Source organism: Rhodoferax sp. P1_F3 (assembly GCF_056405715.1).
On record NZ_JBFUBO010000006.1, the window covers coordinates 216,173 to 242,352 of the forward strand.

25 protein-coding genes and 2 tRNA genes are annotated in these 26,180 nt (G+C 61.5%); 12 read left to right on the forward strand and 15 right to left on the reverse strand.

The window, feature by feature from the left end; translation table 11 throughout:
• Positions 1-24 precede the first annotated feature (24 nt).
• Positions 25-2,088: a sodium-translocating pyrophosphatase gene (locus tag AC1DZ5_RS11800; protein WP_477889222.1), complete on the reverse strand. Its 2,064-nt coding sequence runs from the start codon at positions 2,086-2,088 to the stop codon at positions 25-27.
• A 234-nt stretch (positions 2,089-2,322) separates the two neighbouring features.
• Between AC1DZ5_RS11800 and ppa the strand changes: the two genes are divergently transcribed.
• Positions 2,323-2,859: an inorganic diphosphatase gene (ppa, locus tag AC1DZ5_RS11805; RefSeq protein ID WP_105259644.1), complete on the forward strand. Its 537-nt coding sequence runs from the start codon at positions 2,323-2,325 to the stop codon at positions 2,857-2,859.
• 67 nt (positions 2,860-2,926) lie between these two features.
• On the opposite strand, the gene AC1DZ5_RS11810 is transcribed toward ppa, so the two are convergent.
• The 3 genes from AC1DZ5_RS11810 to AC1DZ5_RS11820 all read right to left on the reverse strand — a co-directional run bounded on the left by AC1DZ5_RS11810 (position 2,927) and on the right by AC1DZ5_RS11820 (position 6,608).
• Positions 2,927-3,724, reverse strand: coding sequence for an esterase/lipase family protein (locus AC1DZ5_RS11810; protein ID WP_477889224.1), 798 nt, complete (start codon positions 3,722-3,724; stop codon positions 2,927-2,929).
• 10 nt (positions 3,725-3,734) lie between these two features.
• A complete protein-coding gene (locus AC1DZ5_RS11815) occupies positions 3,735-5,324 on the reverse strand; it encodes a wax ester/triacylglycerol synthase family O-acyltransferase (protein WP_477889226.1) in 1,590 nt (529 codons plus the stop codon).
• Between the two features lie 87 nt (positions 5,325-5,411).
• Positions 5,412-6,608 (reverse strand): GNAT family N-acetyltransferase, encoded by a 1,197-nt coding sequence (locus AC1DZ5_RS11820; RefSeq protein ID WP_477889228.1) that lies wholly within the window; start codon positions 6,606-6,608, stop codon positions 5,412-5,414.
• A gap of 62 nt (positions 6,609-6,670) precedes the next feature.
• Between AC1DZ5_RS11820 and AC1DZ5_RS11825 the strand changes: the two genes are divergently transcribed.
• Together AC1DZ5_RS11825 and AC1DZ5_RS11830 are read left to right on the forward strand one after the other, a co-directional pair.
• On the forward strand, positions 6,671-8,347 hold the full coding sequence (locus AC1DZ5_RS11825) for an NAD+ synthase (RefSeq protein ID WP_477889230.1): 1,677 nt from the start codon (positions 6,671-6,673) through the stop codon (positions 8,345-8,347).
• Positions 8,348-8,389: 42 nt separating this feature from the next.
• Positions 8,390-8,728 (forward strand): P-II family nitrogen regulator, encoded by a 339-nt coding sequence (locus AC1DZ5_RS11830; protein ID WP_310345937.1) that lies wholly within the window; start codon positions 8,390-8,392, stop codon positions 8,726-8,728.
• 3 nt (positions 8,729-8,731) lie between these two features.
• Here the strand turns inward: AC1DZ5_RS11830 and AC1DZ5_RS11835 are convergent, their stop codons facing one another.
• The 6 genes from AC1DZ5_RS11835 to AC1DZ5_RS11860 are packed head-to-tail and all read right to left on the reverse strand — an operon-like array spanning position 8,732 to position 11,969.
• The gene (locus AC1DZ5_RS11835) at positions 8,732-9,319 is read right to left on the reverse strand and encodes an LOG family protein (protein ID WP_477889233.1); all 588 of its coding nucleotides are present in this window, start codon (positions 9,317-9,319) and stop codon (positions 8,732-8,734) included.
• Positions 9,316-9,723 carry a diacylglycerol kinase gene (locus AC1DZ5_RS11840; RefSeq protein WP_477889235.1) on the reverse strand — a complete coding sequence of 136 codons (408 nt, stop codon included), beginning with the start codon at positions 9,721-9,723 and terminating at the stop codon, positions 9,316-9,318. The genes AC1DZ5_RS11835 and AC1DZ5_RS11840 overlap by 4 nt, the downstream gene beginning before the upstream one ends.
• 13 nt (positions 9,724-9,736) lie before the next feature.
• Positions 9,737-10,261, reverse strand: coding sequence for an RDD family protein (locus AC1DZ5_RS11845; RefSeq protein ID WP_477889237.1), 525 nt, complete (start codon positions 10,259-10,261; stop codon positions 9,737-9,739).
• Positions 10,262-10,308: 47 nt separating this feature from the next.
• A complete protein-coding gene (locus AC1DZ5_RS11850) occupies positions 10,309-10,938 on the reverse strand; it encodes a DUF3106 domain-containing protein (RefSeq protein WP_477889239.1) in 630 nt (209 codons plus the stop codon).
• A gap of 30 nt (positions 10,939-10,968) precedes the next feature.
• Positions 10,969-11,406 (reverse strand): DUF3619 family protein, encoded by a 438-nt coding sequence (locus tag AC1DZ5_RS11855; RefSeq protein ID WP_477889241.1) that lies wholly within the window; start codon positions 11,404-11,406, stop codon positions 10,969-10,971.
• Positions 11,403-11,969, reverse strand: a complete 567-nt coding sequence (locus tag AC1DZ5_RS11860; RefSeq protein ID WP_477889512.1) for an RNA polymerase sigma factor — start codon at positions 11,967-11,969, stop codon at positions 11,403-11,405. The genes AC1DZ5_RS11855 and AC1DZ5_RS11860 overlap by 4 nt, the downstream gene beginning before the upstream one ends.
• A gap of 292 nt (positions 11,970-12,261) precedes the next feature.
• Between AC1DZ5_RS11860 and AC1DZ5_RS11865 the strand changes: the two genes are divergently transcribed.
• The 6 genes from AC1DZ5_RS11865 to AC1DZ5_RS11890 all read left to right on the forward strand — a co-directional run bounded on the left by AC1DZ5_RS11865 (position 12,262) and on the right by AC1DZ5_RS11890 (position 19,533).
• Positions 12,262-14,049, forward strand: a complete 1,788-nt coding sequence (locus tag AC1DZ5_RS11865; RefSeq protein WP_477889243.1) for an acetolactate synthase 3 catalytic subunit — start codon at positions 12,262-12,264, stop codon at positions 14,047-14,049.
• Positions 14,050-14,189: 140 nt separating this feature from the next.
• Positions 14,190-14,681 (forward strand): acetolactate synthase small subunit, encoded by a 492-nt coding sequence (gene ilvN, locus AC1DZ5_RS11870; protein WP_105259632.1) that lies wholly within the window; start codon positions 14,190-14,192, stop codon positions 14,679-14,681.
• A gap of 135 nt (positions 14,682-14,816) precedes the next feature.
• Positions 14,817-15,833 carry a ketol-acid reductoisomerase gene (gene ilvC, locus AC1DZ5_RS11875; RefSeq protein ID WP_477889246.1) on the forward strand — a complete coding sequence of 339 codons (1,017 nt, stop codon included), beginning with the start codon at positions 14,817-14,819 and terminating at the stop codon, positions 15,831-15,833.
• Positions 15,834-15,948: 115 nt separating this feature from the next.
• On the forward strand, positions 15,949-16,794 hold the full coding sequence (pssA, locus tag AC1DZ5_RS11880; RefSeq protein WP_477889248.1) for a CDP-diacylglycerol--serine O-phosphatidyltransferase: 846 nt from the start codon (positions 15,949-15,951) through the stop codon (positions 16,792-16,794).
• A gap of 21 nt (positions 16,795-16,815) precedes the next feature.
• On the forward strand, positions 16,816-18,354 hold the full coding sequence (locus tag AC1DZ5_RS11885) for a 2-isopropylmalate synthase (RefSeq protein ID WP_477889250.1): 1,539 nt from the start codon (positions 16,816-16,818) through the stop codon (positions 18,352-18,354).
• Positions 18,355-18,495: 141 nt separating this feature from the next.
• Complete coding sequence (locus tag AC1DZ5_RS11890) at positions 18,496-19,533, forward strand: serine hydrolase (protein ID WP_477889252.1); 1,038 nt, start codon at positions 18,496-18,498, stop codon at positions 19,531-19,533.
• Positions 19,534-19,556: 23 nt separating this feature from the next.
• Here AC1DZ5_RS11890 and AC1DZ5_RS11895 read toward each other — a convergent pair whose 3' ends face one another.
• From AC1DZ5_RS11895 to aat, 3 genes are read right to left on the reverse strand one after another with little or no spacing between them, the layout of a single operon-like run.
• Positions 19,557-20,336: an IclR family transcriptional regulator gene (locus AC1DZ5_RS11895; RefSeq protein ID WP_477889254.1), complete on the reverse strand. Its 780-nt coding sequence runs from the start codon at positions 20,334-20,336 to the stop codon at positions 19,557-19,559.
• The gene (locus tag AC1DZ5_RS11900) at positions 20,333-21,094 is read right to left on the reverse strand and encodes an arginyltransferase (RefSeq protein WP_477889256.1); all 762 of its coding nucleotides are present in this window, start codon (positions 21,092-21,094) and stop codon (positions 20,333-20,335) included. The genes AC1DZ5_RS11895 and AC1DZ5_RS11900 overlap by 4 nt, the downstream gene beginning before the upstream one ends.
• Positions 21,095-21,106: 12 nt before the next feature.
• On the reverse strand, positions 21,107-21,856 hold the full coding sequence (aat, locus tag AC1DZ5_RS11905) for a leucyl/phenylalanyl-tRNA--protein transferase (protein ID WP_477889258.1): 750 nt from the start codon (positions 21,854-21,856) through the stop codon (positions 21,107-21,109).
• 75 nt (positions 21,857-21,931) lie between these two features.
• On the opposite strand from aat, the gene AC1DZ5_RS11910 reads away from it, so the two are divergent.
• Together AC1DZ5_RS11910 and AC1DZ5_RS11915 are read left to right on the forward strand one after the other, a co-directional pair.
• A tRNA-Pro gene (locus AC1DZ5_RS11910) sits at positions 21,932-22,008 on the forward strand.
• Positions 22,009-22,048: 40 nt separating this feature from the next.
• Positions 22,049-22,125, forward strand: a tRNA-Arg gene (locus AC1DZ5_RS11915).
• Positions 22,126-22,157: 32 nt separating this feature from the next.
• Here AC1DZ5_RS11915 and murI read toward each other — a convergent pair.
• Both murI and AC1DZ5_RS11925 read right to left on the reverse strand, forming a co-directional pair.
• Positions 22,158-22,976 carry a glutamate racemase gene (gene murI / locus AC1DZ5_RS11920; protein ID WP_477889260.1) on the reverse strand — a complete coding sequence of 273 codons (819 nt, stop codon included), beginning with the start codon at positions 22,974-22,976 and terminating at the stop codon, positions 22,158-22,160.
• Positions 22,977-22,998: 22 nt separating this feature from the next.
• Positions 22,999-24,552 (reverse strand): fumarate hydratase, encoded by a 1,554-nt coding sequence (locus AC1DZ5_RS11925; RefSeq protein ID WP_477889262.1) that lies wholly within the window; start codon positions 24,550-24,552, stop codon positions 22,999-23,001.
• A 242-nt stretch (positions 24,553-24,794) separates the two neighbouring features.
• Between AC1DZ5_RS11925 and fumC the strand changes: the two genes are divergently transcribed.
• Positions 24,795-26,180 carry a class II fumarate hydratase gene (fumC, locus tag AC1DZ5_RS11930; protein WP_477889264.1) on the forward strand — a complete coding sequence of 462 codons (1,386 nt, stop codon included), beginning with the start codon at positions 24,795-24,797 and terminating at the stop codon, positions 26,178-26,180.

The following is a 26,180-nucleotide window of genomic DNA, read 5'->3' on the forward strand; positions in this document are numbered from 1 at the left end:
GCCTTGGTAGCAATGGGCTGGAACTCAGCCGCCGTGCAGCTTCATCATCAGCGGCACGATCAAGAGCGCCACGATGTTGATGATCTTGATCAGCGGATTGACTGCGGGGCCCGCCGTGTCCTTGTAGGGGTCGCCCACGGTGTCGCCGGTGACGGCCGCCTTGTGGGTCTCGGAGCCCTTGCCGCCGTGGTGACCGTCTTCGATGTACTTCTTGGCGTTGTCCCAGGCGCCGCCACCGGTGCACATGGAGATGGCCACAAACAGGCCGGTCACGATGGTGCCCATCAGCAGGCCGCCTAGGGCGGCGGGGCCCAGGGCCAGGCCGACCACGATGGGTACCACGACAGGCAGCAGCGACGGGATCATCATTTCTTTGATGGCCGCCGTGGTCAGCATGTCCACCGCCGTGTCGTACTCGGGCTTGCCCGTGCCGTCCATGATGCCCTTGATCTCTTTGAACTGGCGGCGCACTTCCACCACCACGGCACCGGCAGCGCGGCCCACGGCCTCCATCGCCATGGCGCCAAACAGGTAGGGAATCAGGCCGCCAATGAACAGGCCGATGATGACCATCGGGTCGCTCAGGTCGAAGGTGATGTGCTTGCCAAATGCATCCAGCTTGTGGGTGTAGTCGGCAAACAGCACCAGCGCGGCCAGGCCGGCGGAGCCAATCGCGTAGCCCTTGGTCACGGCCTTGGTGGTGTTGCCCACGGCGTCCAGCGGGTCGGTGATGTCGCGCACGCTGGCTGGCAGCTCGGCCATCTCGGCAATGCCGCCGGCGTTGTCGGTGATGGGGCCGTAGGCGTCCAACGCCACCACAATGCCGGCCATGCTCAGCATGGAGGTGGCAGCGATGGCGATGCCGTACAGGCCGCCCAGGCTGAAGGCGCTGTAGATGGCCGCGCAAACAAACAGCACGGGCCAAGCGGTGGAGCGCATGGAAACACCGAGGCCGGCAATGATGTTGGTGCCGTGGCCCGTGGTCGATGCCTGGGCGATGTGCTGCACGGGTGCGTACTGCGTGCCCGTGTAGTACTCGGTGATCCAGACCAAGGCGCCGGTCAAGACCAAGCCCACGGTGCAGGCACCAAACAGGCTACCCGCGGTGATCACGTGGCCGTCGGTCAGCGTGATGGCGGCAGGGAACAGCGACTGTGTGACGAAGTAGAAGGCAATCAGCGACAGCACGCCCGCAATCGCCAAACCCTTGTACAGCGCTGGCATCACGTTCTTCATGCCAGGCGATGCCTTGACGAAGAAGCAGCCAATGATGGACGCCACGATGGACACCGCACCGAGCGCCAAGGGATATAAAACGGCTGTAGCCCCCGCAGCACTTGCGAGGAGTGCTCCCAAAACCATAGTGGCGATCAGAGTCACCGCATAAGTTTCAAACAGGTCGGCAGCCATGCCAGCGCAGTCACCCACGTTGTCGCCCACGTTGTCGGCGATCACGGCAGGGTTGCGTGGGTCATCCTCAGGAATGCCCGCTTCCACCTTGCCCACCAAGTCAGCACCCACGTCGGCGCCCTTGGTGAAAATGCCACCGCCCAGACGGGCGAAGATGGAAATCAGCGAGGAGCCAAATGCAAAACCGATCAGTGGGTTGAGCTTGGTAGTGGTCACCATGCCGTCCGGCACCAGGTACCAGTAAAAGCCGGTCACACCCAGCAGACCCAAGCCCACCACCAGCATGCCGGTGATGGCGCCGCCGCGGAAGGCCACGTCCAGCGCCGGGCCAATGCCCTTGGTCGCCGCTTGTGCGGTACGCACGTTGGCACGTACCGACACATTCATGCCGATGAAGCCGCAGGCGCCCGAGAGCACCGCACCCACCACAAAGCCCACGGCACTCAGGCCGTCCAGAAACAGGCCAATCAAAATCGCCAGCACCACGCCCACAATGGCGATGGTCTTGTACTGGCGAGAAAGGTAGGCCGCTGCGCCGGTCTGGATGGCGGCTGCAATTTCTTGCATGCGCGCATTGCCAGCGTCTTGGGAAAGTATCCAGCTGCGTGCCCAAACGCCGTATGCCACGGCGATGAATCCACACACGAGCGCCAAAATGAGCGCCGAGTTGCCCGTCATAGAAATACTCCTCTATGGTTGTTTCGCGAAGGAGGGAACAACGCTAGCGATGCCCCCGCTGCGTTGCTTCCTCACCCCACAAAGCAAGGGGAGATGATTGGCCAACGGGCCGAATGTAGCGTGCTTTGATGACAGTCCCGGGAAAACGCAAGTGTCAAGTCAGTAAAATCCGGGTTAATCCCTAGGTTTCCCCCCGAAGGTTTCCCGTTTCTTACTTTCAATAAAGAGCAAAGCATGTCCCTCGACAAAGTTACCCCTGGCAGCAAAGTCCCCGAAGCGTTCAACGTCATCATCGAAATCCCCATGAACGCCGATCCGGTGAAGTACGAAGTGGACAAGGACTCGGGCGCCATTTTTGTGGATCGCTTCATGAGCACCGCCATGCACTACCCCACCAACTACGGCTATGTGCCCAAGACCATCTCGGGTGATGGCGACCCTGTGGACGTGCTGGTGATCACTCCCGTGCCCCTGATTCCCGGTGTGGTGGTGACCTGCCGCGCCATCGGCATCCTGAAAATGACCGACGAGGCCGGTGAAGACGGCAAGGTGCTGGCCGTGCCCGTGGACAAGATTTTGTCGCTGTACAGCCAGTGGAAGAAGCCCGAAGACCTGAACCCCTTCCGCCTGAAGACCATTGCCCACTTCTTTGAGCACTACAAGGACCTGGAAGAAGGCAAGTGGGTCAAGGTGCAAGGCTGGGAAGGCCCAGAGTCCGCCCAGAAGGAAATCATGGACGGCATCGCCAACTACAACAAGCAGCAGGCCTAAACAGGCCTCTAGCCCCCGTAGATACTGCGCAAGCAGCTATCAAAAGAAGAGCGTCGACCCAGCCGGGTCAGCGCTCTTTTTGTTTGGGATCAGGAAACACCCACTGCTGCAGCCGGCCCGTCGGTTCAAACGGTTGCCAGGCACCCGGCGCCTGGGCCAGCCGGTCGGCCACTACCCACCAGGCCGTGGGGTTCAGGCCCAGGCCGATGTGGCTGGCAAACACTTCCACGTTTTCGGTCTTGGGCTGGGCTTTGCTCGGCGCCTGCAGGCTGGCCGACCAGGCCACGACACCATCGGTGCGCGAATAGATGGAGGTGGTGGGCACGGGCGGGGCGGCCGGTAGGTCGAAGTTCTCCACCTCCTGGGTGATGCTACGGCCGCTGGTGAGCTCGTACAGGCGCCAGGCGTTGGTGCTCTTATGCGAGCCGGAAAATGGGCTGCCCAGGGTTATGACGCTGCGTACGTGGTCTGGCAGGGCCTTGGCCAGTTCGCGGGCATAGATGCCGCCCAGGCTCCAGCCCACCAGGCTAACTCGCTCACCGCTGGCATCGGCGGTCTCTTGCACCTGGCGCTTGGCGGTTTCCAGCACACCGGCGCGGGGCCCAAAGTTGTAGCCCTGGTTCCAGCCCGAAATGTCGTAGCCCAGGTTTTTCAAGTAACTGCGCAGCGGCAGCGTGGAGCCGTCGCTGGCCGACAGGCCGGGGAACACGATGACCGGATGGCCATCACCCGTCGGGGCTTTGGCCAGGGCCGGCCAACTGGGCAGCAGGGACCACAGTTCCCAGGGGGCCCGCATTTCCAGCGCCATCAGCCAGGCGTTCGGGGCAGGGGGGTGATCGGTTTGCGGTGCGCTTGCTTTTGCCATACGACGTTATTCAGGCGACCTTTGATGGCCGCTTTCTTGAAGAAGGGGGTTTCACAGTAGCAGCTTTTGCAGCTGTGCCCCGCCGTGGTGCAGCGGCTTTAGTTGGGGCACTCTGTTTTTTCGTCGCCTTGGTGACTACGGAGGCGGTTTGTGGCGCTTTTTCGCCGTTGGTGCGGGCTAAGAGCGCGCGGCCTTCCTCAAAAGCGGCCTCCAGCGCCCCGGTCAGGTCCTGTACTTGCGGCACGGCGTCGCGGTCGGCGATTACACCGAACTCCACACGGCCCGCGTAGGTCTGGATGGTGATGTTGAGCGCAATGCCATGGACCACGATGGACATGGGGTGGAAGCTCAGCATGCGCGCCCCGGCCAGGTACAGCGGTACCTGCGGGCCCGGCACGTTGCTGATGACCAGATTGGCCATCATGGGCAGGTGTTTGGCCAGGCCGGTGGCGCTGTAGGTCTTGAACGCGGCTTTGGCCACCCCACCCACCACCCAGGGTGCCAGCAGCGAGGGGTAGTCGGTGGGCAGCATGGTCTTGAGGTTGGCCATGGCGTTTTTTACCTTGGCGGTGGAGTCCATGATGGCCTGCAGTCGTTTGAGCGGATGCGCCAGGTGGGTGCCCAGCTCCACCACCGTCATGGAGGCTTGGGTGCTGTAGTCGTTGTTGCCCGCTTCACGCAGGCTCACGGGCATGGCGGCCAGCATCGGCTTGCGTGGAATGCAGCTGTGCTGCGCCAGGTAGCTGCGCAATGCGGTGGCGCAAATCCACAGCACGATGTCGTTGAACGAGCCGCCCACGGCCTGCGCCATGGCGCGGCAGTCGGCAAATGGCACGCTGGCCGTGCCAAAGCTGCGCTCGGTGCCCACCGCCACGTTGAAGACCGTGAGCGGTGCCAGCGTGATGGGCGACTTGGCACGCAGCCCTGTGCCCGTGCCCTTGATGGTTTGCTGGGCCACGGTACTGCCCAGTGCCTGTGCGGCTTGGGGCAGGGCGCGGGCCAGCTTGGCGTACTGGGCCAGCGTGTTGGAAAACACGGCCCCCAGCATCTGGCCAACCTTCAGGTCCTGTGGCTTGCGTCCCTTGGCGTGGGGCGCGGGCACCTCGCGCGGGGTGGCGCTTACGTCCATCATGGCCTGGCTCAGAATGGCCCCGGCCTTGCCGTCCAGCGTGGCGTGGTGGATCTTCGCGTACATGGCGCCACACACCGTGCCATCCGGGCAGAGCACGCGGTCAAACACGTGGAATTCCCACAGCGGGCGGCTGCGGTCTATCAGTTCCGTGTGCAGCGTTGTGGCCATGGCCTGCGCCTGGGCCAGCGTGATCGCGCGTCCCTTGACCTTGCGGATGTGAAAGCCCAGGTCCACCTCGTCCACCCGCAGCCACACAGGATGGCCCAGGTCCATGGGCATCAGCCCGAGCTTGCGGCTGAACACCTCGGCCAGGTGCATGCGCGCGCCGATGTGCGCGGTGACCGCCTTGTGGAAGCTGTAGCGCGGCGTGGCCGGCAGGGCGTAAAGACAGAAGGACCCCACATGCATGGGCATCTGGGGGGTCTCAAGGTACAAAAAGGTGGCGTCAAGGCCGCTCAAGGTCTGCATGGTGAGGTCTCCTGCATGCAGCGTACCAGCGCGGCCCGCGCTCGGTAGCTAGGGTTTGCCAAGGGGCGCGTCCCCGCGCCCCCAAAGCTAGGCCGGGCGCCTGAACGGCGAGCGCTGGCCAAGGTCGTCCAGATAGTTACCGATGCCCTGGCCCTCGCGCTCCAGAAAGTGGGCCACCGCGTCGGCAAACGCGGGGTGCGCCAGCCAGTGGGCGCTGGTGGTTTTGACCGGTAAGAGTGCCCGTGCCATCTTGTGCTCGCCCTGGGCCCCACCCTCAAAGCGCTGGTAGCCATTGGCAATGCACCAGGCCAGCGGCTGGTAGTAGCAAGCCTCAAAGTGCAGGCAGTCCACCGGCTCCAGTGCCCCCCAGTAGCGGCCATAGGCTACGCGGGTAGTTTCAGAGCCATTTTGGCCGCTAGCCCCCGTGAAATGTGCGCTAGTAGCTATCAAACTGCTAGCAATCGGGCGGCCCTTGCGCTCCGCCACGAACAGCAACCAGTTCTCCGGCATGGTGCGGGCCATGCGCGCAAAGAAGTCGCGGTTCAGGTAGGGCGGGTTGCCGTGCTCCAGGTAGGTACGCTCGTAGCAGCGGTAGAAGAAATCCCAGTCTGCTTCGGTAATGGCTGAGCCCTGCGCGTGGCGAAACGTCACGCCGGCCTCGGCCACCTTGCGCCGCTCCTGGCGGATTTTCTTGCGCTTGTCTTGCGCCAGGCTGGTGAGAAAGGCGTCGAAGTCGGTGTAGCCGGGGGTGGAGTTCTGCCAATGGAACTGCACGGTGTGGCGCAGCATCAAGCCAGCATCGTCGCTGGCTTGCACATCGTCGTCACTGGCAAACAGTGTGTGCAAGGAGGACGCGCCCACGTCATTGCACCAAGCCACCGCGGCGCTCAGTAACGCGGCTCGCGCTTTTGCATCCCGCGCAAGCAGCCGCGCCCCTGGCACCGGGGTGAACGGCACCGCGATCACCGCCTTGGGGTAGTAGGGCACGCCATGCTGCTGGTAGGCACTGGCCCAGGCCCAGTCGAACACGTATTCGCCGTAGGAGTGGTGCTTCAGGTAGACCATGCAGGCCGCCTGCAGCGCACCGCCTGCGTGCAGGGTGATGCAGTGCGGTGCCCACCCGGTGTCGGCGGTAGCGCTGCCGCTTTCCTCCATCGCCGCCAGGTAAGCGTGGCGCATGAAGGGGCTGGGCTGAGCCTGTGCGGCCAGCAGGGCATCCCAAGCGGTGGCGTCCACTTCCAGCACCGAGGCATGGACCCCGATGACATAATTGACTTCACCCATGGAGCGCACCCTGCGCCATGGCAGCGCCCACTGCGCCGCCCCGAACAACTATTGGCTGGTTCATGACTCTTTCACTGTGCGTGGCACAACTCAATTTCATCGTTGGCGACCTGGACGGTAACGTCAAAAAAATCGTCGATGCGGCGACCCAGGCCTACGCCGATGGCGCGCGCCTGCTGCTGACCCCCGAGCTTTCCATTTGCGGCTACGCGGCCGAAGACCTGTTTCTACGCCCGGCGTTTATCGCCGCTTGCGATGATGCCGTGAAAGCCGTGGCCCAGCAGCTTGCCGGGTTAAAAGGCCTCTGCGTCGTGGTGGGCCACCCCACAGGCGGCGACAGCCGCACACGTTCGGTGGCGGTGCAGCAGCGCCACAACGCCGCCAGCGTGCTGTGTGAAGGCCAGGTGGTTGCCACCTACGCCAAGCGCGAACTGCCCAACTACCAAGTGTTTGACGAGCGCCGCTACTTCACACCCGGAAGCGGCGTCTGCGTGTTTACGGCGGGCGAGGGCGCCGACGCCGTGAAGGTAGGTCTGCTGATTTGTGAAGACGCGTGGTTTGAAGAGCCTGCACGTTTGGCCAAAGAGGCAGGGGCCGAGCTGCTGGCTGTCATCAACGCATCCCCCTTCCACGTGGGCAAGGGCTATGAGCGCGAGGCCATGATGGTCCAGCGTTGCCAAGCCACGGGCCTGCCCCTGGTCTATGCCCACCTGGTGGGCGGGCAGGACGAGGTGGTGTTTGAAGGCCACTCGTTTGCCCTGACCGCCGACGGCACCGTGGCCGGCCGCGCCCCCAGTTTTAAGGAAAATCTGTTCCAAGCCCGCGTGGAACGTGCGCCAGAAGCTATGAAAATCGTAGCAGCGGTGGAGCCTGAACGCAGCCCCGAGGCGGACCTGTGGGACGCACTGGTGCTGGGCGTGCGCGACTACATCGGCAAAAACGGCTTCCCCGGCGCACTGTTGGGCCTGTCCGGTGGCATCGACTCGGCCCTGGTGTTGGCCGTGGCGGTGGACGCGCTGGGCGCCGACAAGGTACGCGCCGTGATGATGCCTTCGCCCTACACGGCCGACATCAGCTGGATCGACGCCCGCGACATGGCGGCCCGCATGGGCGTGCGCTACGACGAGATTTCCATCGTGCCCGAGTTCGAGGCCTTCAAGGCCTCGTTGGCGAAAGAGTTTGCGGGCCGTGCCGAAGACACGACCGAAGAGAACATCCAGGCCCGCATCCGCGGCACGCTGCTGATGGCACTAAGCAACAAGTTCGGCAGCATTGTGCTGACCACGGGCAACAAGAGTGAAATGGCCACGGGCTATTGCACGCTGTACGGCGACATGGCGGGTGGCTTTGCCGTCATCAAGGACCTGGCCAAGACCACGGTGTTCAAGCTCTGCCGCTGGCGCAATCTGCATGACCCGTACGGCACGGGCGCTAGCCCCATCCCTGAGCGCATCATCACGCGCCCGCCCAGCGCCGAGCTGCGCCCCGACCAGAAGGACCAGGACAGCCTGCCGCCTTACGAGGTGCTGGATGGCATTCTGGAGCGCTATATGGAGAACGACGAGAGCATCGAATCCATCATCGCGGCCGGGTTTGCGCGGGCCGATGTGGAAAAGGTGACCCGCCTCATCAAGATCAACGAGTACAAACGCCGCCAGGCGCCTGTGGGTATTCGCGTCACCCACCGCAGCTTTGGCAAGGATTGGCGGTATCCTATTACCAGTAAGTTCCGGGCCTGAGTTGCGCCGCCCGCCCGTTCATTCCCTCACTGAGACAAGACCATGAAACAAATCACCGCCGTCGTTAAACCCTTCAAGCTCGAAGAAGTGCGCGAAGCCCTGGCCGAATGTGGCGTGACCGGTCTGACCGTGACCGAAGTGAAGGGTTTTGGCCGCCAGAAAGGCCACACCGAGCTTTACCGCGGCGCGGAGTACGTGGTGGACTTTCTGCCCAAAGTGAAGGTGGAAGTGGTCGTGAAGACCGAAGACGTGGACCGCTGTGTGGACGCCATTGTCAAGGCCGCGCACACCGGCAAGATCGGCGACGGCAAGATCTTTGTCACCGCCGTGGAACGCGTGATCCGCATCCGCACCGGCGAGCAGGATGAATCTGCCGTCTAAGCCCTAGATATTGTCCAGCCGCGCGGCCGGTACCAGGCCAGCGGCTTGCACCAGTTCGGGCAGCAGCACCTGCGGCGTGTCACCCATCCGTACCAGCCCCATCTGCCATTCGCCCAAAAATCCCTGAGTGGTGGCGGTGCCCATGAAATCCATGAGCCCCTGGTAATAGCCCGCCGTATTGAGCAGGCCGATGGGCTTGTCGTGGTAGGCCAACTGGCGCCAGGTCCAGACCTCGAACAACTCTTCCAGAGTCCCTATGCCACCGGGCAGCGCCAGAAAGGCATCGGCGCGCTCGGCCATCATGCGTTTGCGGTCATGCATGATGTCCACCACATGCAGCTCGGTGCAGCCACGGTGCGCCCATTCCTTGTCCACCAGCGCCTGCGGGATGATGCCCACTACGCGGCCACCGGCCTGCAGCGTGGCATCGGCCACCGCACCCATGAGGCCGTTGTGCCCACCGCCATAAACCAACTGACCACCGTGGGCGGCAATCCAGCGACCCACTTCGCGGGCCACTTCCATGTAGGCCGGGTCAGTACCGGGGCGCGAGCCGCAGTAGACGCAGAGGGAGAAGGTGGGGGCGTTCATGCGAAAAAGCGCTGGGCCAGCGCGGCCAGCCAGATGCCTGCACAGACCAGCAGGCTCAGCAGCACGGCGGCGCTGCCCATGTCCTTGGCGCGCTTGGACAGGTCGTGCCACTCGGGCCCTACGCGGTCGATGGCGGTCTCAATCGCAGTATTCAGCAACTCCACCACCATCAGCAGTAGCACGCTGCCCGCCAGCAGGGCCACTTCCACCCAACTGCGGCCCAACCAAAAACTCAGTGGTACCAGCACGAAAGCAGCGATGCACTCCTGGCGAAAGGCAGTTTCGCCCCAGCCGGCGCGCAGCCCGGCCAACGAATAGCCAAAGGCATGCCACACGCGGTTCAGTCCGGTGCGTTCTTTTTGCGGATTCACCGGCGTTTCAATAGGCAACAAAGTAGGTTCCATGGAGAGTAAGGGGTCAGCGGCTCAGGGGCAGGGAGGTGACCAGCCGGGTGCCGGCCAGCGCATCGTGCCAAAACTGGCGCTGTGGGTGAAAACGGCTCAGCAGGGCCCAGACGGCGACCCAGCCAATGGTGATGACGATGATTTCTCCTGCACTCAGGTGAAACGGTGCCACGGCCGCCAGTGGCGGCAAAAACCAGATCCAGCTCAGCACATAGCGCCCCAGGGCGCGCAGTTGTGTCACCCGCTGGCCGTTGCGGCCCACCAGGCGGATGTTCCAGGTCTTCATGGCCAATGTCTGGCCATGGGCCCAAAACCAGACGAAATAGATGCCAAAGACGACAAAGACAAAGGCCTGTAGTGCATGCCGATTGTCCAGCGCATTGCGCGTTTGGCTCAGGGTGCTGAACAGGTAACCCGCCAGAAACACCACCCCGAACAGCAAGATGCCTTCGTACAGCCAGCAGGCCATGCGCCGGCCCAGGCCGGGTGTGTCAGAAATAGAAACGGGGAGTTCGGGTGCGGTCGCAGAAGAAAGCATGCGCCGATTGTAGAGAGGGCCCAAAGACCGCTCCGACCCGCAAGGTCCTATTTGGGGGCAACCAGTGGCAGCAGGGTATTGGGGTCGACCTGCTGATGGGCAGAGACCTTGGATCGCTCTTCTTCAGGCGTGTGGCGTGTGATGGGTACGGGCGTAAGCTTGCCGGCTGTGGCCAATGGTTTGGTAGACACCGCCGCACCCGCTGGTTTACCCGCGGCCTTATTGGCCAGTTTTTGTTTCTCCTCGGGACTCAGCGCCTGGTAAGCCTCCCAGTTGGCGGCGCGCTTGGCGGGCTCCACCTTTTTGGCTTCGGCAAAGTTCAGCCGGGCAAGTTCGCGGTCACGGGGCTTCAGGGAGGCCCATTCGGCCATGCGGCTGTGCATCTTGGTCTGCTCGGCAGGACCCAAACTGGCGTAGTTTTGGGCCACAGCAATCCATTTGCGTTTGTGGCCATCGCTCAGGGTGTCCCAGGTCGTTGCCAGTGGCTGCAGGGACTGGCGCTGCGGGTTGCTCAGATCAGCCCAGGCCAGGGCCGAGAGCGGGGACGACATACTGTTGCTGGTACCCGCGGCAGCCTGCGCCATGGCGGCGCCAGACGCACAGGCACCCACAACCAAGACGGCCAGTGCGACATAGCTGGCCTGGGTCAAAAAGGGGTTGAAACGGCGGATATTCACGGCAAAAAACTCAGTGGCATCCCCCGAAGCTTACTCGCCACGGTTCACGCGCAGGAACTGGGCAAAGCCTGGGTCGGTAAAGGCCGCAGGGGGCAGATCGTCAGTCAGGATTTCTGCATCCACGTCGGCAATCTCGCGCGCGCGGTAGTCATCTTGCACAAAGCCGATCGTCAGCAGGCCGGCAACCAGCGCAAACAGGGGCAGCCAAGCCCCCAATTGGCGCCATTTCCCCCGGGGCGCATCACCAAGGTGCATGACCGCAGCATTGCCACCGGCAGCGGCCACCCCCGTGGCCACGCTCAGCTTGACCACCTTGCGCTTTTCCAGCGCCAGCATGCGCGCAGCCTTGAGCCGCTGCGTGATGTCATGCGGCAGGTCTTGGGTCGTCTCCGACAGGCGGGCCGTGATGGCCCGGCCCAGGGTGTCCTGGCTGAATGGTCGATTGGTGGTGTGCGATTTGCTCGTCATAGTCGTATTCCCTTCGCTTTCAATGCGGCGCCGAGTGCATGTACCGCCCGAGAACAGTGTGTTTTCACGCTGCCTTGTGAGCAGCCCATTGCGGCGGCAGTCTCCGCAACGTCCATATCTTCCCAGTAACGCATCAGAAACGCTTCGCGTTGACGCGTTGGCAACTGCAATATCTCTTCCTCAATAGAAAGCAATGTCTGTGCCCGCTCCGTCTGGGTCTCGGCGCTCTCGTTTTGTTCGGGTGCACTGGAGGCGTGCAGGGTCTCCAGCAGGTCGAAATCGCCGTCTTCCTGGCTGGATTCAAAGTCCCCCATGTTGGAAAACAGGGCGTTGTGGGTCTTTTGCCGCCTGAACCAGTCCAGTGTGCAGTTGGACAGGATGCGGTGGAACAGCATGGGCAGCTCTTCCACGGGTTTGTGCCCATAGTGCTCGGCCAGCTTCATCATGCTGTCTTGCACGATATCCAGCGCAGCTTCGTCATTACGCACGTGGTAGACCGAACGTTTGAACGCGCGTCGTTCGACGCTCTTCAAAAAATTAGACAGTTCTTGTTCGGTAGCCAAGCGGGAGTAGCCTTGCTGGGAGTGTGGGTCAAAAATAGCCTGCGTCAATGAGGAACTGGCAGGCTTCGGGGCGGCGCAATTATGGCATTTCGGCGGTCCGCCAAGACGCGGGTCTTCGGGCGTTGAAAACCAGTGCGATAATGCGCTCTGCAAATCAAAAGGCAAACGGATCCTGGTTCGGCGCAATATTCAATGCGCCCATGGCTTGGATCTCAAGTTCCGACACGACTTCACAAGAGTTTGCGTAGGGGCACCCAAGGTTTTTCGTTAGAGAAATTCACAAAGGTTCATCATGGAAATTACTAAAGCTGAAATCGCTTCGGCATCCTCTGCGTCCAAATCTTCTGCCACCCCCGTTGTTCCCGAACTGCGCGGTGCGGAGGTATTGATCAAATCCCTGCAAGCCGAGAACGTGAAGTTCGTCTGGGGTTACCCCGGCGGCGCGGTTTTGCACATTTACGACGCGTTCTACAAGCAAGACACCATCCAGCACGTGCTGGTGCGCCACGAACAAGCCGCCGTGCACGCGGCCGACGGTTATGCCCGCGCCACCGGTGATGTGGGTGTGGCCCTGGTCACCTCCGGCCCAGGTCTTACGAATGCGGTGACCGGTATCGCTACGGCGTACATGGACAGCATCCCCATGGTGATCATCAGTGGGCAGGTTCCCACGCACGCCATTGGTCTGGATGCCTTCCAGGAATGCGATACCGTGGGCATCACCCGCCCCATCGTGAAGCACAACTTCCTGGTCAAAGACGCCAAGGACATGGCCGAGGTCATGAAGAAGGCCTTCCACATCGCACGCACGGGCCGCCCCGGCCCCGTGGTGGTGGATATCCCGAAGGACGTGTCCTTCAAGAAGGTTCCGTACCACGGCTACCCCGAAACCGTGGAAATGCGCTCCTATAACCCGGTGCGCAAAGGCCACGGCGGACAGATCCGCAAGGCCCTGCAGCTGCTGCTGGCGGCCAAGCGCCCCTACATCTACACCGGTGGCGGCGTGCTGCTGAGCAATGCCTCGGCAGAGCTGCGTACCCTGGTGGACATGCTGGGCTACCCTTGCACCAACACCCTGATGGGCCTGGGTGCTTACCCCGCCAGCGACCGCAAGTTCCTGGGCATGCTGGGCATGCACGGCACGGTGGAAGCCAACAATGCCATGCAGAACTGCGACGTGCTGCTGGCCGTCGGCGCCCGTTTTGACGACCGCGTGATTGGCAACCCCAAGCACTTCGCGCAAAACGAACGCAAGATCATCCATATCGACATCGATCCGTCCAGCATTTCCAAGCGCGTCAAGGTCGACATTCCGATCGTGGGCGACGTGAAAGACGTGCTCAACGAAATGATCGCCATGATCCGCGAAGGAAGTACCAGGCCCGATGCGAACGCCCTGGGCGCCTGGTGGGACACCATCGAAGGCTGGCGCAGCCGCGATTGCATGAAGTACAGCCTGGGTAAGGGTGATGTGATCAAGCCCCAGTACGTGGTGGAAACACTCTGGAACATGACCAAGGACGTGGATACCTACATCACCTCCGACGTGGGCCAGCACCAGATGTGGGCCGCGCAGTACTACAAGTTTGACGAGCCACGCCGCTGGATCAACTCCGGTGGCCTGGGCACCATGGGCGTGGGCATTCCCTACGCCATGGGTATCAAGCTGGCCAAGCCTGAGAGCGAAGTGTTCTGTATCACCGGCGAAGGCTCGGTGCAGATGAACATCCAGGAGCTCTCGACCTGCCTGCAGTACAACACGCCGATCAAGATTTGTTCCTTGAACAACCGCTACCTGGGCATGGTGCGGCAGTGGCAAGAGGTCGAGTACGAAGGCCGTTACAGCCACAGCTACATGGATGCGCTGCCCAATTTCGTGAAGCTGGCCGAGGCCTATGGCCACGTCGGCATGCTGATCGAGAAGCCAGGCGATGTGGAGCCCGCCCTGCGCGAAGCCCGCAAGCTCAAGGACCGTACGGTGTTCATGGACTTCCGGACCGACCCCACGGAGAACGTGTTTCCCATGGTGCAGGCTGGCAAGGGCATCACGGAAATGCTGCTGGGCTCGGAGGATCTGTAGGCCCGGATTACAAGCGAAATAGTGGCCTAGCCCGCATGGAATATGCGCAGGCCGCTATCATTTTTGAATGAATCTATTGTCTGCCAAGCTGTGCGGTTACCGCCGCACGGGGAGGGCAGCGAAAAGAGGAATCTCCTTTCATGAAACACATCATTGCAGTTTTGCTGGAAAACGAGCCTGGCGCTCTTTCCCGCGTAGTGGGCCTGTTCTCGGCCCGCGGTTACAACATTGAATCTCTGACGGTGGCTCCCACCGAGGACCCCACGTTGTCCCGCATGACAATTCAGACTTCCGGGTCGGATGACGTCATTGAGCAAATCACCAAGCACCTGAACCGCCTGATCGAAGTGGTCAAGGTGGTGGACCTGACCGAAGGCGCCTACATCGAGCGTGAACTCATGATGGTCAAGGTGCGCGCGGTCGGCAAGGAGCGTGAAGAGATGAAGCGCATGGCGGATATCTTCCGCGGCCGCATCATCGACGTCACCGAGAAAAGTTACACGATTGAACTCACGGGCGACCAATCCAAGAACGACGCATTCCTCGAAGCCATCGAGCGTGCGGCGATTCTGGAGACGGTGCGCACGGGCTCCAGCGGCATTGGCCGCGGCGAGCGGATTCTGCGGGTTTGATTTCGGTTTTCCTGTGTGTGCTTCGGCTGGCTCACCACGCAGGGATTGTTTGGCGACAGTGTTTACCGTTCGCCCTGAGCTTGGGTAGTTTTTGCAACTGGGCGCTTTTCGCCAATATTTATTTCGGAGAGAAAAATGAAAGTTTTTTACGACAAGGATTGTGACCTGAGCCTGATCAAGGGCAAAACAGTTGCCATCATCGGTTACGGCAGCCAGGGCCACGCCCACGCACAAAACCTGAACGACAGCGGCGTGAAGGTCGTGGTTGGTCTGCGCAAGGGCGGCGCTTCCTGGGACAAGGTTGGCAAGGCCGGCCTGAATGTTCTGGAAGTCAACGACGCGGTCAAGGCTGCTGACGTGGTCATGATCTTGTTGCCCGATGAAGACATCGCAGGCGTGTACAAGAACAACGTGGAACCCAACATCAAGCAAGGCGCTTCGTTGGCCTTCGCCCACGGTTTCAACGTGCACTACAACCAGGTCGTGCCCCGTGCGGATCTGGACGTGTGGATGGTCGCTCCCAAGGCGCCTGGCCACACCGTGCGCAACACCTACACCCAAGGTGGTGGCGTGCCCCACCTGGTGGCCGTGCACCAGGACAAGACCGGCAAGGCCCGTGACTTGGCCCTGTCGTACGCGATGGCCAACGGTGGCGGCAAGGCCGGCATCATTGAAACCAACTTCAAGGAAGAAACCGAAACCGACTTGTTCGGCGAACAGGCCGTGTTGTGCGGCGGTGCGGTTGAGCTGATCAAGATGGGCTACGAAACCCTGACCGAAGCTGGCTACGCCCCTGAAATGGCCTACTTCGAATGCCTGCACGAGCTGAAGCTCATCGTGGATCTGATCTATGAAGGCGGCATTGCCAACATGAACTACTCCATCTCCAACAACGCGGAGTACGGCGAGTACGTGACGGGCCCTGAAGTCATCAACGCCGAATCGCGCGTCGCCATGCGCAACGCCCTGAAGCGCATTCAGACTGGCGAATACGCGAAGATGTTCATTCTGGAAGGCCGCACCGGCTATCCCAGCATGACCGCTCGCCGCCGTTTGACTTCTGAGCATTCCATTGAAGTTGTGGGCGCAAAGCTGCGCGCCATGATGCCCTGGATTGCGAAGAATAAGCTGGTTGACCAGACCCGCAACTAATACGTCCTGAGCGTATTGCCAAGGGCCACTTCGGTGGCCCTTGTTGTTGTTGGCGTAGAGACGGTAGGGTGCGGTGGCTGACTTACACTGGCAGCTGCAAGCGCAAGGAGAATGTATGCACGACGGATCTGAATCACTGACAACGCCACAAGAGAGCGAGGTGCTGCGAAAGCGTCGCAAGGGCATCTACGTGTTGCCGAACTTGTTCACGCTGGCAGCGCTATTTGGCGGGTTTTATGCGATTGTGATGGCCATCAATGGCCGTTTTGACCAGGCGGCAATTGGCGTTTTTTGCGCCATGGTGCTGGACAGTTTGGATGGCCGTGTTGCGCGCATGACCAACACGCAAAGCGCGTTTGGCGAGCAGATGGATTCGCTGTCTGACATGGTGTCGTTTGGTGCGGCGCCCGCCATCATTTCCTATGTATGGGCGCTGCAGGGCTTGGGCCGCTGGGGCTGGATTGCCGCCTTTGTGTACTGCGCCTGCGCTGCGCTGCGCCTGGCGCGTTTCAATGTAAATACGACGGTGGTTGATAAGCGCTACTTCCAGGGACTGCCGTCGCCTGCGGCGGCAGCCTTGGTCGCCGGGTTTATCTGGTTGCTGACTGAAAACGGCCTCAAGGGAACCGGCGTACTGGAGTTCGGCGCTTTCGTGTTATCCGTGCCGTGGGTGATGTTTGCGCTGGCCTTGTATGCGGGGCTAACCATGGTGACCAATGTGCCGTTCTACAGCTTCAAAGACGTGAGCATGAAGCGCAGCGTGCCCTTTGCCGTGATCGTGCTGATTGCCCTGGGCATTGCCGTCATCAATATCGACCCGCCCACGGTGATGTTTGGCGTGTTTGTGGTGTATGGCCTGAGTGGCTATGTGGTCTACGGCGTACGCCGTGCCCGAGGTGTGCGCACCAGCGTCATCAGCACCTCGACCGACGAGCCCGAAGAGCGCGGCTTGCACATGTGATTGAAAGATAGGAGAACTGGTATGGCTGACAAACTGATTATTTTCGACACCACCTTGCGCGACGGTGAGCAATCGCCTGGTGCGTCCATGACACGCGATGAAAAGCTGCGCATTGCGCGCCAGCTGGAGCGCCTGAAGGTGGACGTGATTGAAGCCGGTTTTGCGGCCAGTTCGAATGGCGATTTTGAAGCGGTGCAGCTCATTGCCAACACGATCAAAGACTCCACCATCTGTTCCCTGTCGCGTGCGAATGACCGGGACATCTCCCGCGCTGCCGAGGCCCTCAAGGGGGCCAACAGCGCGCGCATCCACACCTTCATTGCCACGTCCCCGTTGCACATGGAAAAGAAGCTGCGTATGACACCGGACCAGGTGTTTGAGCAGGCCAAGCAATCGGTGCGTTTTGCCCGCAACCTGGTGGCCGACGTCGAGTTCAGCCCTGAGGACGGTTATCGCAGCGATGTGGACTTTTTGTGCCGGGTGCTGGAAGCGGTGATCAAAGAGGGTGCCACCACCATCAACGTGCCCGACACTGTGGGCTATGCCATTCCCGAGCTGTATGGCAACTTCATCAAGACGCTGCGCGAGCGCATTCCCAATTCCGACAAGGCCGTCTGGTCGGTGCACTGCCACAACGACCTGGGCATGGCGGTTGCGAACTCGCTGGCGGGCGTGAAAATCGGCGGCGCACGCCAGGTGGAGTGCACCATCAACGGCCTGGGCGAACGGGCGGGCAATTGCAGTCTGGAAGAAATTGTCATGGCGGTGAAAACCCGCAAGGACTATTTCGGATTGGAACTTGGCATTGATGCCAAGCACATCCTCGCCGCCAGCCGCATGGTGAGCCAGACCACCGGCTTTGTCGTGCAGCCCAACAAGGCGGTGGTGGGGGCGAATGCCTTTGCGCACGCGTCCGGCATTCACCAGGACGGCGTGCTCAAGGCGCGCGACACCTACGAAATCATGCGCGCCGAAGACGTGGGCTGGACCGCCAACAAGATCGTGCTGGGAAAACTCAGCGGCCGCAATGCCTTCAAGCAGCGCTTGCAAGAGCTGGGTGTGCAGTTGGAGAGCGAAGCCGAAATCAACGCCGCGTTTGCCCGCTTCAAGGAGCTGGCAGACCGCAAGAGCGACATCTTTGACGAAGACATCTTGGCGTTGGTCAGTGACGACAGCGTGACGCTGGACAAAGAGCAATACAGCTTCGTCTCCCTGTCACAGCACAGCGAAACCGGTGAGCGCCCCCATGCCGCGGTGGTCTTCACCGTGGATGGCAAAGAGGTCAAAAGTGCCTCCGATGGCAATGGTCCGGTGGATGCGTCCCTCAAGGCCATTGAATCGTTCGTGAAGAGCGGGGCAGAGATGGTTCTCTACTCGGTCAATGCCATCAGCGGATCGACCGAGAGTCAGGGTGAGGTCACGGTACGCCTGCAAAACAGCGGTCGCGTGGTCAACGGCGTGGGGTCCGACCCCGACATCGTGGTGGCTTCCGCAAAAGCCTATCTGAGTGCTCTGAACAAGCTCCAAAGCAAGGCCGATCGGGTGGCTGCACAAGGGTAGTGGGGCGCGGACATCAAAATATTCTTGAACTTTCGTGCGCAAGTAGTTGATCTTACGTAACTTTTTTGATTAAACTGTCGGTACTTTCAGGTTTTTGTACACCGTGTTACACGCTGTAAGCCTGCACAAATCAAAGGACGTATGTTGAAACGCGCACTTGTACACCTCGGTTTTGGCAGTTTGGTGGCGGCCATGTTGCTACTTCCTTTGGAGGCGTCGGCCCTCCAGCGTAAAAAAGTCCGCATTGCCCCCCATGCTGTGAAGCATGTGGTCGCAAAGAAGAAGATTAGCCACAACAAAGTGGTGCGCGTCAAAACGGTCGCCATCCCCAAAGCCCCGTCATTCGGCCAATTGGCTGGTCTGCATGGTGCGCAGGATGCGCTGGACCTGAAATCCAGCGTCGCCTTCGTGGTGGATCAGGACACCAAAGAAGTGTTGTTTAGCAAGAACGAATCGGCTGTGTTGCCGATTGCGTCCATCACCAAGCTCATGACCGGCGTGCTCGTCAGCGAAGCGCATCTGTCCATGGACGAGATCATCACCATCACCCAGGCCGATGTGGACACCGAGAAGGGCAGTTCCTCCCGCCTGCGTGTGGGCACAGAACTGAGCCGTGGCGAATTGTTGCACTTGGCACTGATGGCCAGTGAGAACCGTGCTGCCCACGCACTGGGCCGCACCTATCCCGGTGGTGTGCAAACCTTTGTCGGGCTGATGAACAGCAAGGCACGCACGCTGGGCATGCATGACACCCAGTATGTAGAGCCCACAGGTCTTTCCAGCCGCAACCAGTCCAGCGCCAAAGACTTGGCGACGCTGGTGAACTATGCCTACAGCGACCCCACCTTGCGTGAACTGTCCACCTCTACGGGCTATCAAGTGGAAGTCGGCAACCGCACCCTGCAGTACAACAACACCAATCGCTTGGTAAAAAACCCGGCGTGGGACATTGGCCTGCAGAAGACGGGTTACATCACTGAAGCTGGTCAGTGTCTCGTCATGCAAGCCAAGATCGCTGGCCGCAAACTCATCATGGTGTTCTTGGACTCGGCGGGCAAACTGAGTCGCATTGGCGATGCAGAACGTGTGCGCCGTTGGGTGGAGTCCACGCCGTCCCTCGCCACGCGGTCTGCGCCATTGGCCAGTCGCGAGATGGATCGCCGTATCGTTTCCAACTGAGGGGCCGTAGGCCCCGGCCGCAACTAGTTGCCGTGGTGGCCCAGGGTCTGCGAAATCTGCCGGGCGGTATCTTTCAGCTTCGGCAGCCAGTCGTCTTCCAGGCGTCCTGAGGGGGCAGAGATCGATAGGCCCGCTACCAGCTTGCCTTGGTCGTCGTAAATGCCTGCAGCCATGCAGCGCACGCCCAATTCCAACTCTTCGTTGTCTCCGGCCTGGCCGTACTGGCGGACCTTGGACAGCTCACGCTCCAGCGCTGCCAGGTCGGTAATGCTGTTCTTGGTATGGCCTTGCAAACCGGTGCGGGTGGCATAGGCGCGAATGCGTTGCGGGTCATCGGCGGCCAGGAATAGCTTGCCCACAGACGTGAGGTGCAGTGGCGCGCGACCACCAATGGCGCGCACCACCTGCATGCCCGAGCGCTCGCTGTAGGCGCGTTCCACATAAATGATCTCGTCCCCCTGGCGCATGCTCAGGTTGACGGGTTGCTGCGTCAGTTTGTGCAGCTCGCGCATGGGAATGAGCGCGGCGTCGCGCACGTTCAGGCGTGCTTTGACCAAATTGCCCAGCTCCAGCAAACGCATACCCAGCCGGTAGCTACCCGACTGTGGGCGGTCCACAAAGCGGCCAGACACCAGGTCGTTGAGGATGCGGTGGGTGGTAGAGGGGTGCAGTCCGGCCCGCTCGCTGATCTCCTTCAGGGGGATGGCCTCTTCGCGGGAGGCCAGCACGTCAATCAGCGTGAACATGCGTTCAATGACCTGAACGGCCGGGGTGCTGGGGGGATCGAGGTCTTTTTTGGTCATGGTGGGTTTGTGCGCCCGATGTTACCTTGCGCAACCCACTGCCCGTCCACGAATACTTGGGTGGGCTGAAAACGGGACTTGTAGCGCATCTTGGGGCTCTGCTCTATCCAGTAGCCCAGGTAGACAAAATCCAACCCCAGGCGCTTGGCCTGGGCAAGCTGCCACAGCACGTTGAAGGTGCCAAAACTGGCACCCGCCTCTGGGGAGAAGAAGGTGTATACCGCCGAAATACCATCCTCCAGCACGTCCAGAATGGAGACCATCTTCAGCGTGCCCAGGCTGCCGTCTGTGGTGGGCTCGCGGAACTCCACCAGCCGGGAGTTCACCCGGCTTTGTAGCAAAAACTGGGTGTACTGGTCCACGCTGTCTTCGTCCATACCGCCGCCTGCGTGGCGGCTGGTCTGGTAGCGCAAATACAGGGCGTAGTGCTCAGCCACAAAACCCAGGTTCAGCACGCGCACGTTGAGCGCCTGATGCTGTTTCCACGCGCGCCGCTGGCTACGGTCAGGCTGGAAGTTTTGCGCCTGCACCCGCAGCGGGGTGCAGGCCTGGCAGCCATCGCAGTAGGGGCGGTAGGTGAACATGCCGCTGCGCCGGAAACCCTTGGCCACCAAATCCGAGTAGGTGGCGTTGTCAATCACATGGCTGGGGGTGGCCACCTGCGAGCGCGCTTGCCGTTGCGGCAGGTAGCTGCAGTCGTAGGGCGCAGTCGCATAAAACTGCAGCGTCTGGAGGGGAAGGTCGGTCAGGTTTGTCATGGTGATTCGGCATCAAGCAGACAAAAGCTGATTCCAGTATACGGGGTCAAACCGCCACACTGGCGCTGGTTCTGCACGTGCATGGCGCATATGCTGCAAAAACGCAGCCCGTGCCATCTCCTTGGCGCCCATAAAGGCCAGGTGCGGAGTATTTTGCTGGCAGTCCACCATGCGGATGCCATGCTGCCGGCAAAACGCCACCAGGGCGGTCAACGCGATCTTGGAGGCATCGGGCACGCGGGTGAACATGGACTCACCAAATACCGCACGGCCCAGGCCTATGCAATACAGCCCGCCGGCCAGTTCACCGTTAATCCAGGTTTCCACGCTGTGGGCCACGCCCAGGGCGTGCAGCCTGCCGTAGGCCTGCACCATCTCGGGAAGAATCCAGGTGCCGGGCTGGCCACGCCGGGCCGTCTGGGCACAGGACTGGATCACCTCGCCAAACGCATGGTCCATGCGAATCTCCAGCCGACCATCTTGCAGTAGCCGGTTGATGGTCTTGTGCAAGGAGCGGTGCAACCGAAAGTCCTCTACCTGCAGCACCATGCGCGGGTCTGGGCTCCACCACAATGTGGGTTGCCCTTCGCTGAACCAGGGGAAGATTCCCTGGGCGTAAGCGGCTTGCAGTGTAGGAGGCTGCAGGTCGGCGCCCATGCACAACAAGCCAGGGGCATCGCTGTCAGCACCCCAGGCGGTGGCGACGTCCGGAAAAGGATCGCCGGGTTCCAGCCAGGGAAGGGTGAGGGAGGGGGGAGCCATGGTGCGCGTGCGAAGCAAATTAATTGAAGCGGCTCGCCAAAGTGGGCCACTAACCGAGGTTAGAATACCAGCTGTCGGCGTGTAGCGCAGCCTGGTAGCGCACCTGCTTTGGGAGCAGGGGGTCCAAGGTTCGAATCCTTGTACGCCGACCACTATTCAAAAACAAAGGCCCTTCAAGGGCCTTTGTTCTTTCTGTCCGTAGCTCAGTTGGATAGAGCAACAGCCTTCTAAGCTGTAGGTCACAGGTTCGATTCCTGTCGGACAGGCCACTTGGCTTTCTGCTCCGCTTCTCTTCCTGTTCCTAAATCGCCAAGGCGCTAACGCTGGTGTCCAGCTGCAGCCAGCGCACCGCCGCGCTGCGCAGGTCTTCGATCTCCCCGGTTGTCAAAAACTGGGTAGAAGCCACCGGCTCTGTGGCCGCTGCCGCTAACAGGCCCGCAGCGTCCAGCAGGCGCCGGGTGTGGCGTGCCACCGGCGCGCCGCCTTCCAGTAACGCAACCTGGTCACCAATGGAGCGGCGCAGCACGGCCTCGACAAACGGGTAGTGCGTGCAGCCCAGCACCAGCGTGTCCATCGCTGCAGAATTTAAGCCAAAGCGGCCCATAGCCCCCGTGTACTCTGCACAGAGCGCTTCTATTTTTGTAGCATCGTTGCGTTCGATGGCAATCGCCAATCCATCGCAGGGCTGCAGCACAAAGGTGGCCTGTCCGTGCAGTGAGGCCAGCAAGGCCTGGAATTTCTCACTCTGCAGCGTGCCGCGTGTGGCCATCACGCCCACGGTTTTGGTCTGGCTGGCCGCCGCCGCGGGCTTGAGCGCGGGCTCGATGCCCACCAGCGGTATGCTGGCATACGCCGCGCGCAGGCTTTTGATCGCAGCTGCCGTCGCCGTGTTGCAGGCTACTACCAGCGCCTTGATCTGGTGCTGTGCCAGCAGATAGTCCGCAATGGCGTGCGAGCGGGTGGTGACGTGGTGGTCGTCCCGTTCGCCATAGGGTGCGTTGCCGCTGTCGGCCACATAGACAAAGCGCTCGTGCGGCAGCTCGGCGCGCAGCGCGCGCAGCACGCTCAAGCCGCCCACGCCGCTGTCAAACACCCCGATGGGGCGCGAGGCAGTCGACATTGCTGTGGTAGCCACCAAGGGCTTAGCGCGAAGTGACGGGAATGCTCTTGAACTCGCCCGTGGCAATCTTCTTCTGCCATTCGGCCGGGCCGGTGATGTGGGCGCTGGTGCCGCCCGAATCTACCGCCACGGTCACGGGCATGTCGACCACATCAAACTCGTAAATCGCCTCCATGCCCAGGTCGGCAAAGCCCACGACCTTGGCAGCCTTGATGGCCTTGGACACCAGGTAGGCGGCGCCGCCTACGGCCATCAGGTAGGCGCTCTTGTGTTTCTTGATCGCCTCAATGGCGACCGGGCCGCGCTCGGCCTTGCCGACCATGGAGATCAGGCCGGTTTGCGCCAGCATCATTTCGGTGAAGCCGTCCATGCGGGTGGCGGTGGTCGGGCCAGCGGGGCCTACGGCTTCGCCCTTGATCGGGTCCACCGGGCCGACGTAATAAATGACGCGGTTGGTGAAGTCCACGGGCAGTTTTTCACCCTTAGCCAGCATTTGCTGGATGCGCTTGTGGGCGGCGTCGCGGCCGGTCAGCATCTTGCCGTTCAAGAGCAGGGTCTGGCCAGGCTTCCAGCTCGCCACTTCGGCCGGGGTCAGCGTGTTCAGGTCGACCTTTTTGCTTTGCTGGTAGTCGGGCGTCCAGTTGACGTTGGGCCACAGGTCCAGTGACGGTGGGGTCAGGTAAACGGGGCCGCTGCCGTCCATCACAAAGTGCGCGTGGCGGGTGGCCGCGCAGTTTGGGATCATGGCAATGGGTTTGCTGGCGGCGTGGGTGGGGTACATCTTGATCTTGACGTCCAGCACGGTGGTCAGGCCGCCCAGGCCCTGGGCGCCAATACCCAGTGCGTTGACCTTTTCAAACAGCTCCAGGCGCAGTTTTTCGACGTTGTCGAGTTCAGCGCCACTGGCCTGCTTGGCCTGCAGCTCGTACATGTCCAGATCGTCCATCAGGCTTTCCTTAGCCATCAGCACGGCTTTCTCGGCCGTGCCGCCAATGCCAATGCCCAGCATGCCAGGCGGGCACCAGCCAGCGCCCATCGTCGGCACGGTCTTCAAGACCCAGTCGACCACGCTGTCGCCGGGGTTCAGCATGTACATCTTGCTCTTGTTCTCACTGCCGCCGCCTTTGGCCGCTACTGTCACTTCGACGGTGTTGCCAGGTACCAACTCGGTAAAGATCACTGCAGGCGTGTTGTCCTTGGTGTTCTTGCGCAGGAATTCGGGGTCGGCCACCACACTGGCGCGCAGCGTGTTGTCCGGGTGGTTGTAGCCCTGGCGCACGCCTTCGTTGATGGCATCGTCCAGGCTGCCGGTAAAGCCTTCCCAGCGTACGTCCATGCCGACTTTGAGGAACACGTTGACGATGCCGGTGTCCTGGCAGATCGGGCGGTGGCCGGTGGCGCTCATCTTGCTGTTGGTCAGGATCTGCGCGATCGCGTCCTTGGCCGCCGGGCTTTGCTCGCGCTCGTAGGCGCGGGCCAGGTGTGCGATGTAGTCGGTGGGGTGGTAGTAGCTGATGTACTGGAGGGCGGCGGACACCGATTCGATGAGATCGGCTTGGCGGATGATCGTGGTCATGGAGGGCCTGGCTGGGGTGGAGGGAAACGAAACGCCCTCAATTATCCCTTGGCCACGGGCGCCGGGTACAGCCCGGTTACGGGAAACCACTTGCTATCCTAACCATAGCTGCTCGCGCAATGTTGACGGGGGCTGGCGGCATATTTGATACCTAAAGTCATGCAGGCGAGCTGAAAAACTTGCTGGGTGTGACGGTTGCGCATTGATACACCGTGGGCCGCGTGCGGGGGGAGAATGCAGCCATGCACACCCGTACCGAACGCGATACCTTTGGCCCGATTGAAGTGCCTGCCGACAAGCTCTGGGGGGCGCAGACCCAGCGCTCGCTGCAAAACTTTGATATCTCGAGCGAGCGCCAGCCCACAGAAGTCATCAAGGCACTGGCGCAGGCCAAGCGCAGCGCGGCCCGCGTGAACCATGCGCTAGGCCTGCAAGACGCCGCCAAGACCCAGGCCATCGTGGCTGCAGCGGACGAGGTGATAGCGGGCCAGCACCCCGACGAATTTCCGCTGGTGGTCTGGCAAACCGGCTCGGGTACGCAGACGAACATGAACGTCAACGAAGTGCTGGCCAACCGTGCCAGCGAACTGCTGGGCGGCGCGCGTGGCGAAGGGCGCTTGGTGCACCCGAATGACGACGTGAACCGCAGCCAGTCCAGCAACGACGTGTACCCCACGGCCATGCATGTGGCGGCAGTAGACGCAATCACGCACAAGCTGCTGCCCGCGATCGCCAAGCTGCGCGCGACGCTGGCGCAGAAGTCGGGTGAGTTCGACGACATCGTGAAGATTGGCCGCACCCATCTGCAAGATGCCACGCCACTCACGCTAGGCCAGGAGTTCTCGGGCTATGTGGCGCAGCTCACGCATGGCGAGGCGCATGTGCGTGCAGCGCTGCCGCACCTGTGCGAACTGGCGCTGGGCGGCACGGCGGTGGGAACGGGGCTGAATGCACCCAAAGGCTACGCAGAGCAGGTGGCCGCTGAGTTGGCCACGCTGACCGGTCTGCCGTTCGTGACCGCGCCCAACAAGTTCGAGGCGCTGGCCAGCGTGGACGCGCTGGTGCATGCCCATGGCGCACTTAAGACGCTGGCGGCCAGCCTCATGAAGATTGCCAACGATGTGCGCTGGCTGGCCAGCGGCCCGCGCAGCGGCATTGGTGAACTGAGCATTCCCGAGAACGAACCCGGCTCCAGCATCATGCCGGGCAAGGTGAACCCCACGCAGAGCGAGGCGCTGACCATGTTGGCCGCGCAGGTGATGGGCAACGATGTGGCAATCAATTTCGGCGGTGCGTCGGGTAACTTCGAACTCAATGTGTTCCGGCCCATGGTGGCGCACAACTTTCTGCAAAGCGTGCGACTGCTGGCCGATGGCATGAAGAGTTTCAACGACCACTGCGCCGTGGGTATTACGCCAAATCGGGGGCGTATTGCGGAGCTGTTGGACCGTTCGCTGATGCTGGTCACCGCGCTGAACCCGCACATCGGTTATGACAAGGCAGCCTTTATTGCCAAGAAGGCGCACAAGGAGGGCAGCAGTCTGCGTGAGGCGGCGATTGCCAGCGGGTATGTGACGGCGGAGCAGTTTGACCAGTGGGTGGTGCCTTCGGAGATGGTGGGGCGCTGA

Coding starts and splice junctions, on each gene's coding strand:
- AC1DZ5_RS11820 (WP_477889228.1), bottom strand. CDS start 6,608: ATGGGTGAAGTCAATTATGTCATCGGGGTCCATGCCTCGGTGCTGGAA.
- AC1DZ5_RS11890 (WP_477889252.1), top strand. CDS start 18,496: ATGTTGAAACGCGCACTTGTACACCTCGGTTTTGGCAGTTTGGTGGCG.
- AC1DZ5_RS11865 (WP_477889243.1), top strand. CDS start 12,262: ATGGAAATTACTAAAGCTGAAATCGCTTCGGCATCCTCTGCGTCCAAA.
- ppa (WP_105259644.1), top strand. CDS start 2,323: ATGTCCCTCGACAAAGTTACCCCTGGCAGCAAAGTCCCCGAAGCGTTC.
- fumC (WP_477889264.1), top strand. CDS start 24,795: ATGCACACCCGTACCGAACGCGATACCTTTGGCCCGATTGAAGTGCCT.
- AC1DZ5_RS11815 (WP_477889226.1), bottom strand. CDS start 5,324: ATGCAGACCTTGAGCGGCCTTGACGCCACCTTTTTGTACCTTGAGACC.
- ilvC (WP_477889246.1), top strand. CDS start 14,817: ATGAAAGTTTTTTACGACAAGGATTGTGACCTGAGCCTGATCAAGGGC.
- ilvN (WP_105259632.1), top strand. CDS start 14,190: ATGAAACACATCATTGCAGTTTTGCTGGAAAACGAGCCTGGCGCTCTT.
- murI (WP_477889260.1), bottom strand. CDS start 22,976: ATGTCGACTGCCTCGCGCCCCATCGGGGTGTTTGACAGCGGCGTGGGC.
- AC1DZ5_RS11885 (WP_477889250.1), top strand. CDS start 16,816: ATGGCTGACAAACTGATTATTTTCGACACCACCTTGCGCGACGGTGAG.
- AC1DZ5_RS11830 (WP_310345937.1), top strand. CDS start 8,390: ATGAAACAAATCACCGCCGTCGTTAAACCCTTCAAGCTCGAAGAAGTG.
- AC1DZ5_RS11845 (WP_477889237.1), bottom strand. CDS start 10,261: ATGCTTTCTTCTGCGACCGCACCCGAACTCCCCGTTTCTATTTCTGAC.
- AC1DZ5_RS11925 (WP_477889262.1), bottom strand. CDS start 24,552: ATGACCACGATCATCCGCCAAGCCGATCTCATCGAATCGGTGTCCGCC.
- AC1DZ5_RS11800 (WP_477889222.1), bottom strand. CDS start 2,088: ATGACGGGCAACTCGGCGCTCATTTTGGCGCTCGTGTGTGGATTCATC.
- aat (WP_477889258.1), bottom strand. CDS start 21,856: ATGGCTCCCCCCTCCCTCACCCTTCCCTGGCTGGAACCCGGCGATCCT.
- AC1DZ5_RS11855 (WP_477889241.1), bottom strand. CDS start 11,406: ATGACGAGCAAATCGCACACCACCAATCGACCATTCAGCCAGGACACC.
- AC1DZ5_RS11825 (WP_477889230.1), top strand. CDS start 6,671: ATGACTCTTTCACTGTGCGTGGCACAACTCAATTTCATCGTTGGCGAC.
- pssA (WP_477889248.1), top strand. CDS start 15,949: ATGCACGACGGATCTGAATCACTGACAACGCCACAAGAGAGCGAGGTG.
- AC1DZ5_RS11895 (WP_477889254.1), bottom strand. CDS start 20,336: ATGACCAAAAAAGACCTCGATCCCCCCAGCACCCCGGCCGTTCAGGTC.
- AC1DZ5_RS11835 (WP_477889233.1), bottom strand. CDS start 9,319: ATGAACGCCCCCACCTTCTCCCTCTGCGTCTACTGCGGCTCGCGCCCC.
- AC1DZ5_RS11840 (WP_477889235.1), bottom strand. CDS start 9,723: ATGGAACCTACTTTGTTGCCTATTGAAACGCCGGTGAATCCGCAAAAA.
- AC1DZ5_RS11900 (WP_477889256.1), bottom strand. CDS start 21,094: ATGACAAACCTGACCGACCTTCCCCTCCAGACGCTGCAGTTTTATGCG.
- AC1DZ5_RS11810 (WP_477889224.1), bottom strand. CDS start 3,724: ATGGCAAAAGCAAGCGCACCGCAAACCGATCACCCCCCTGCCCCGAAC.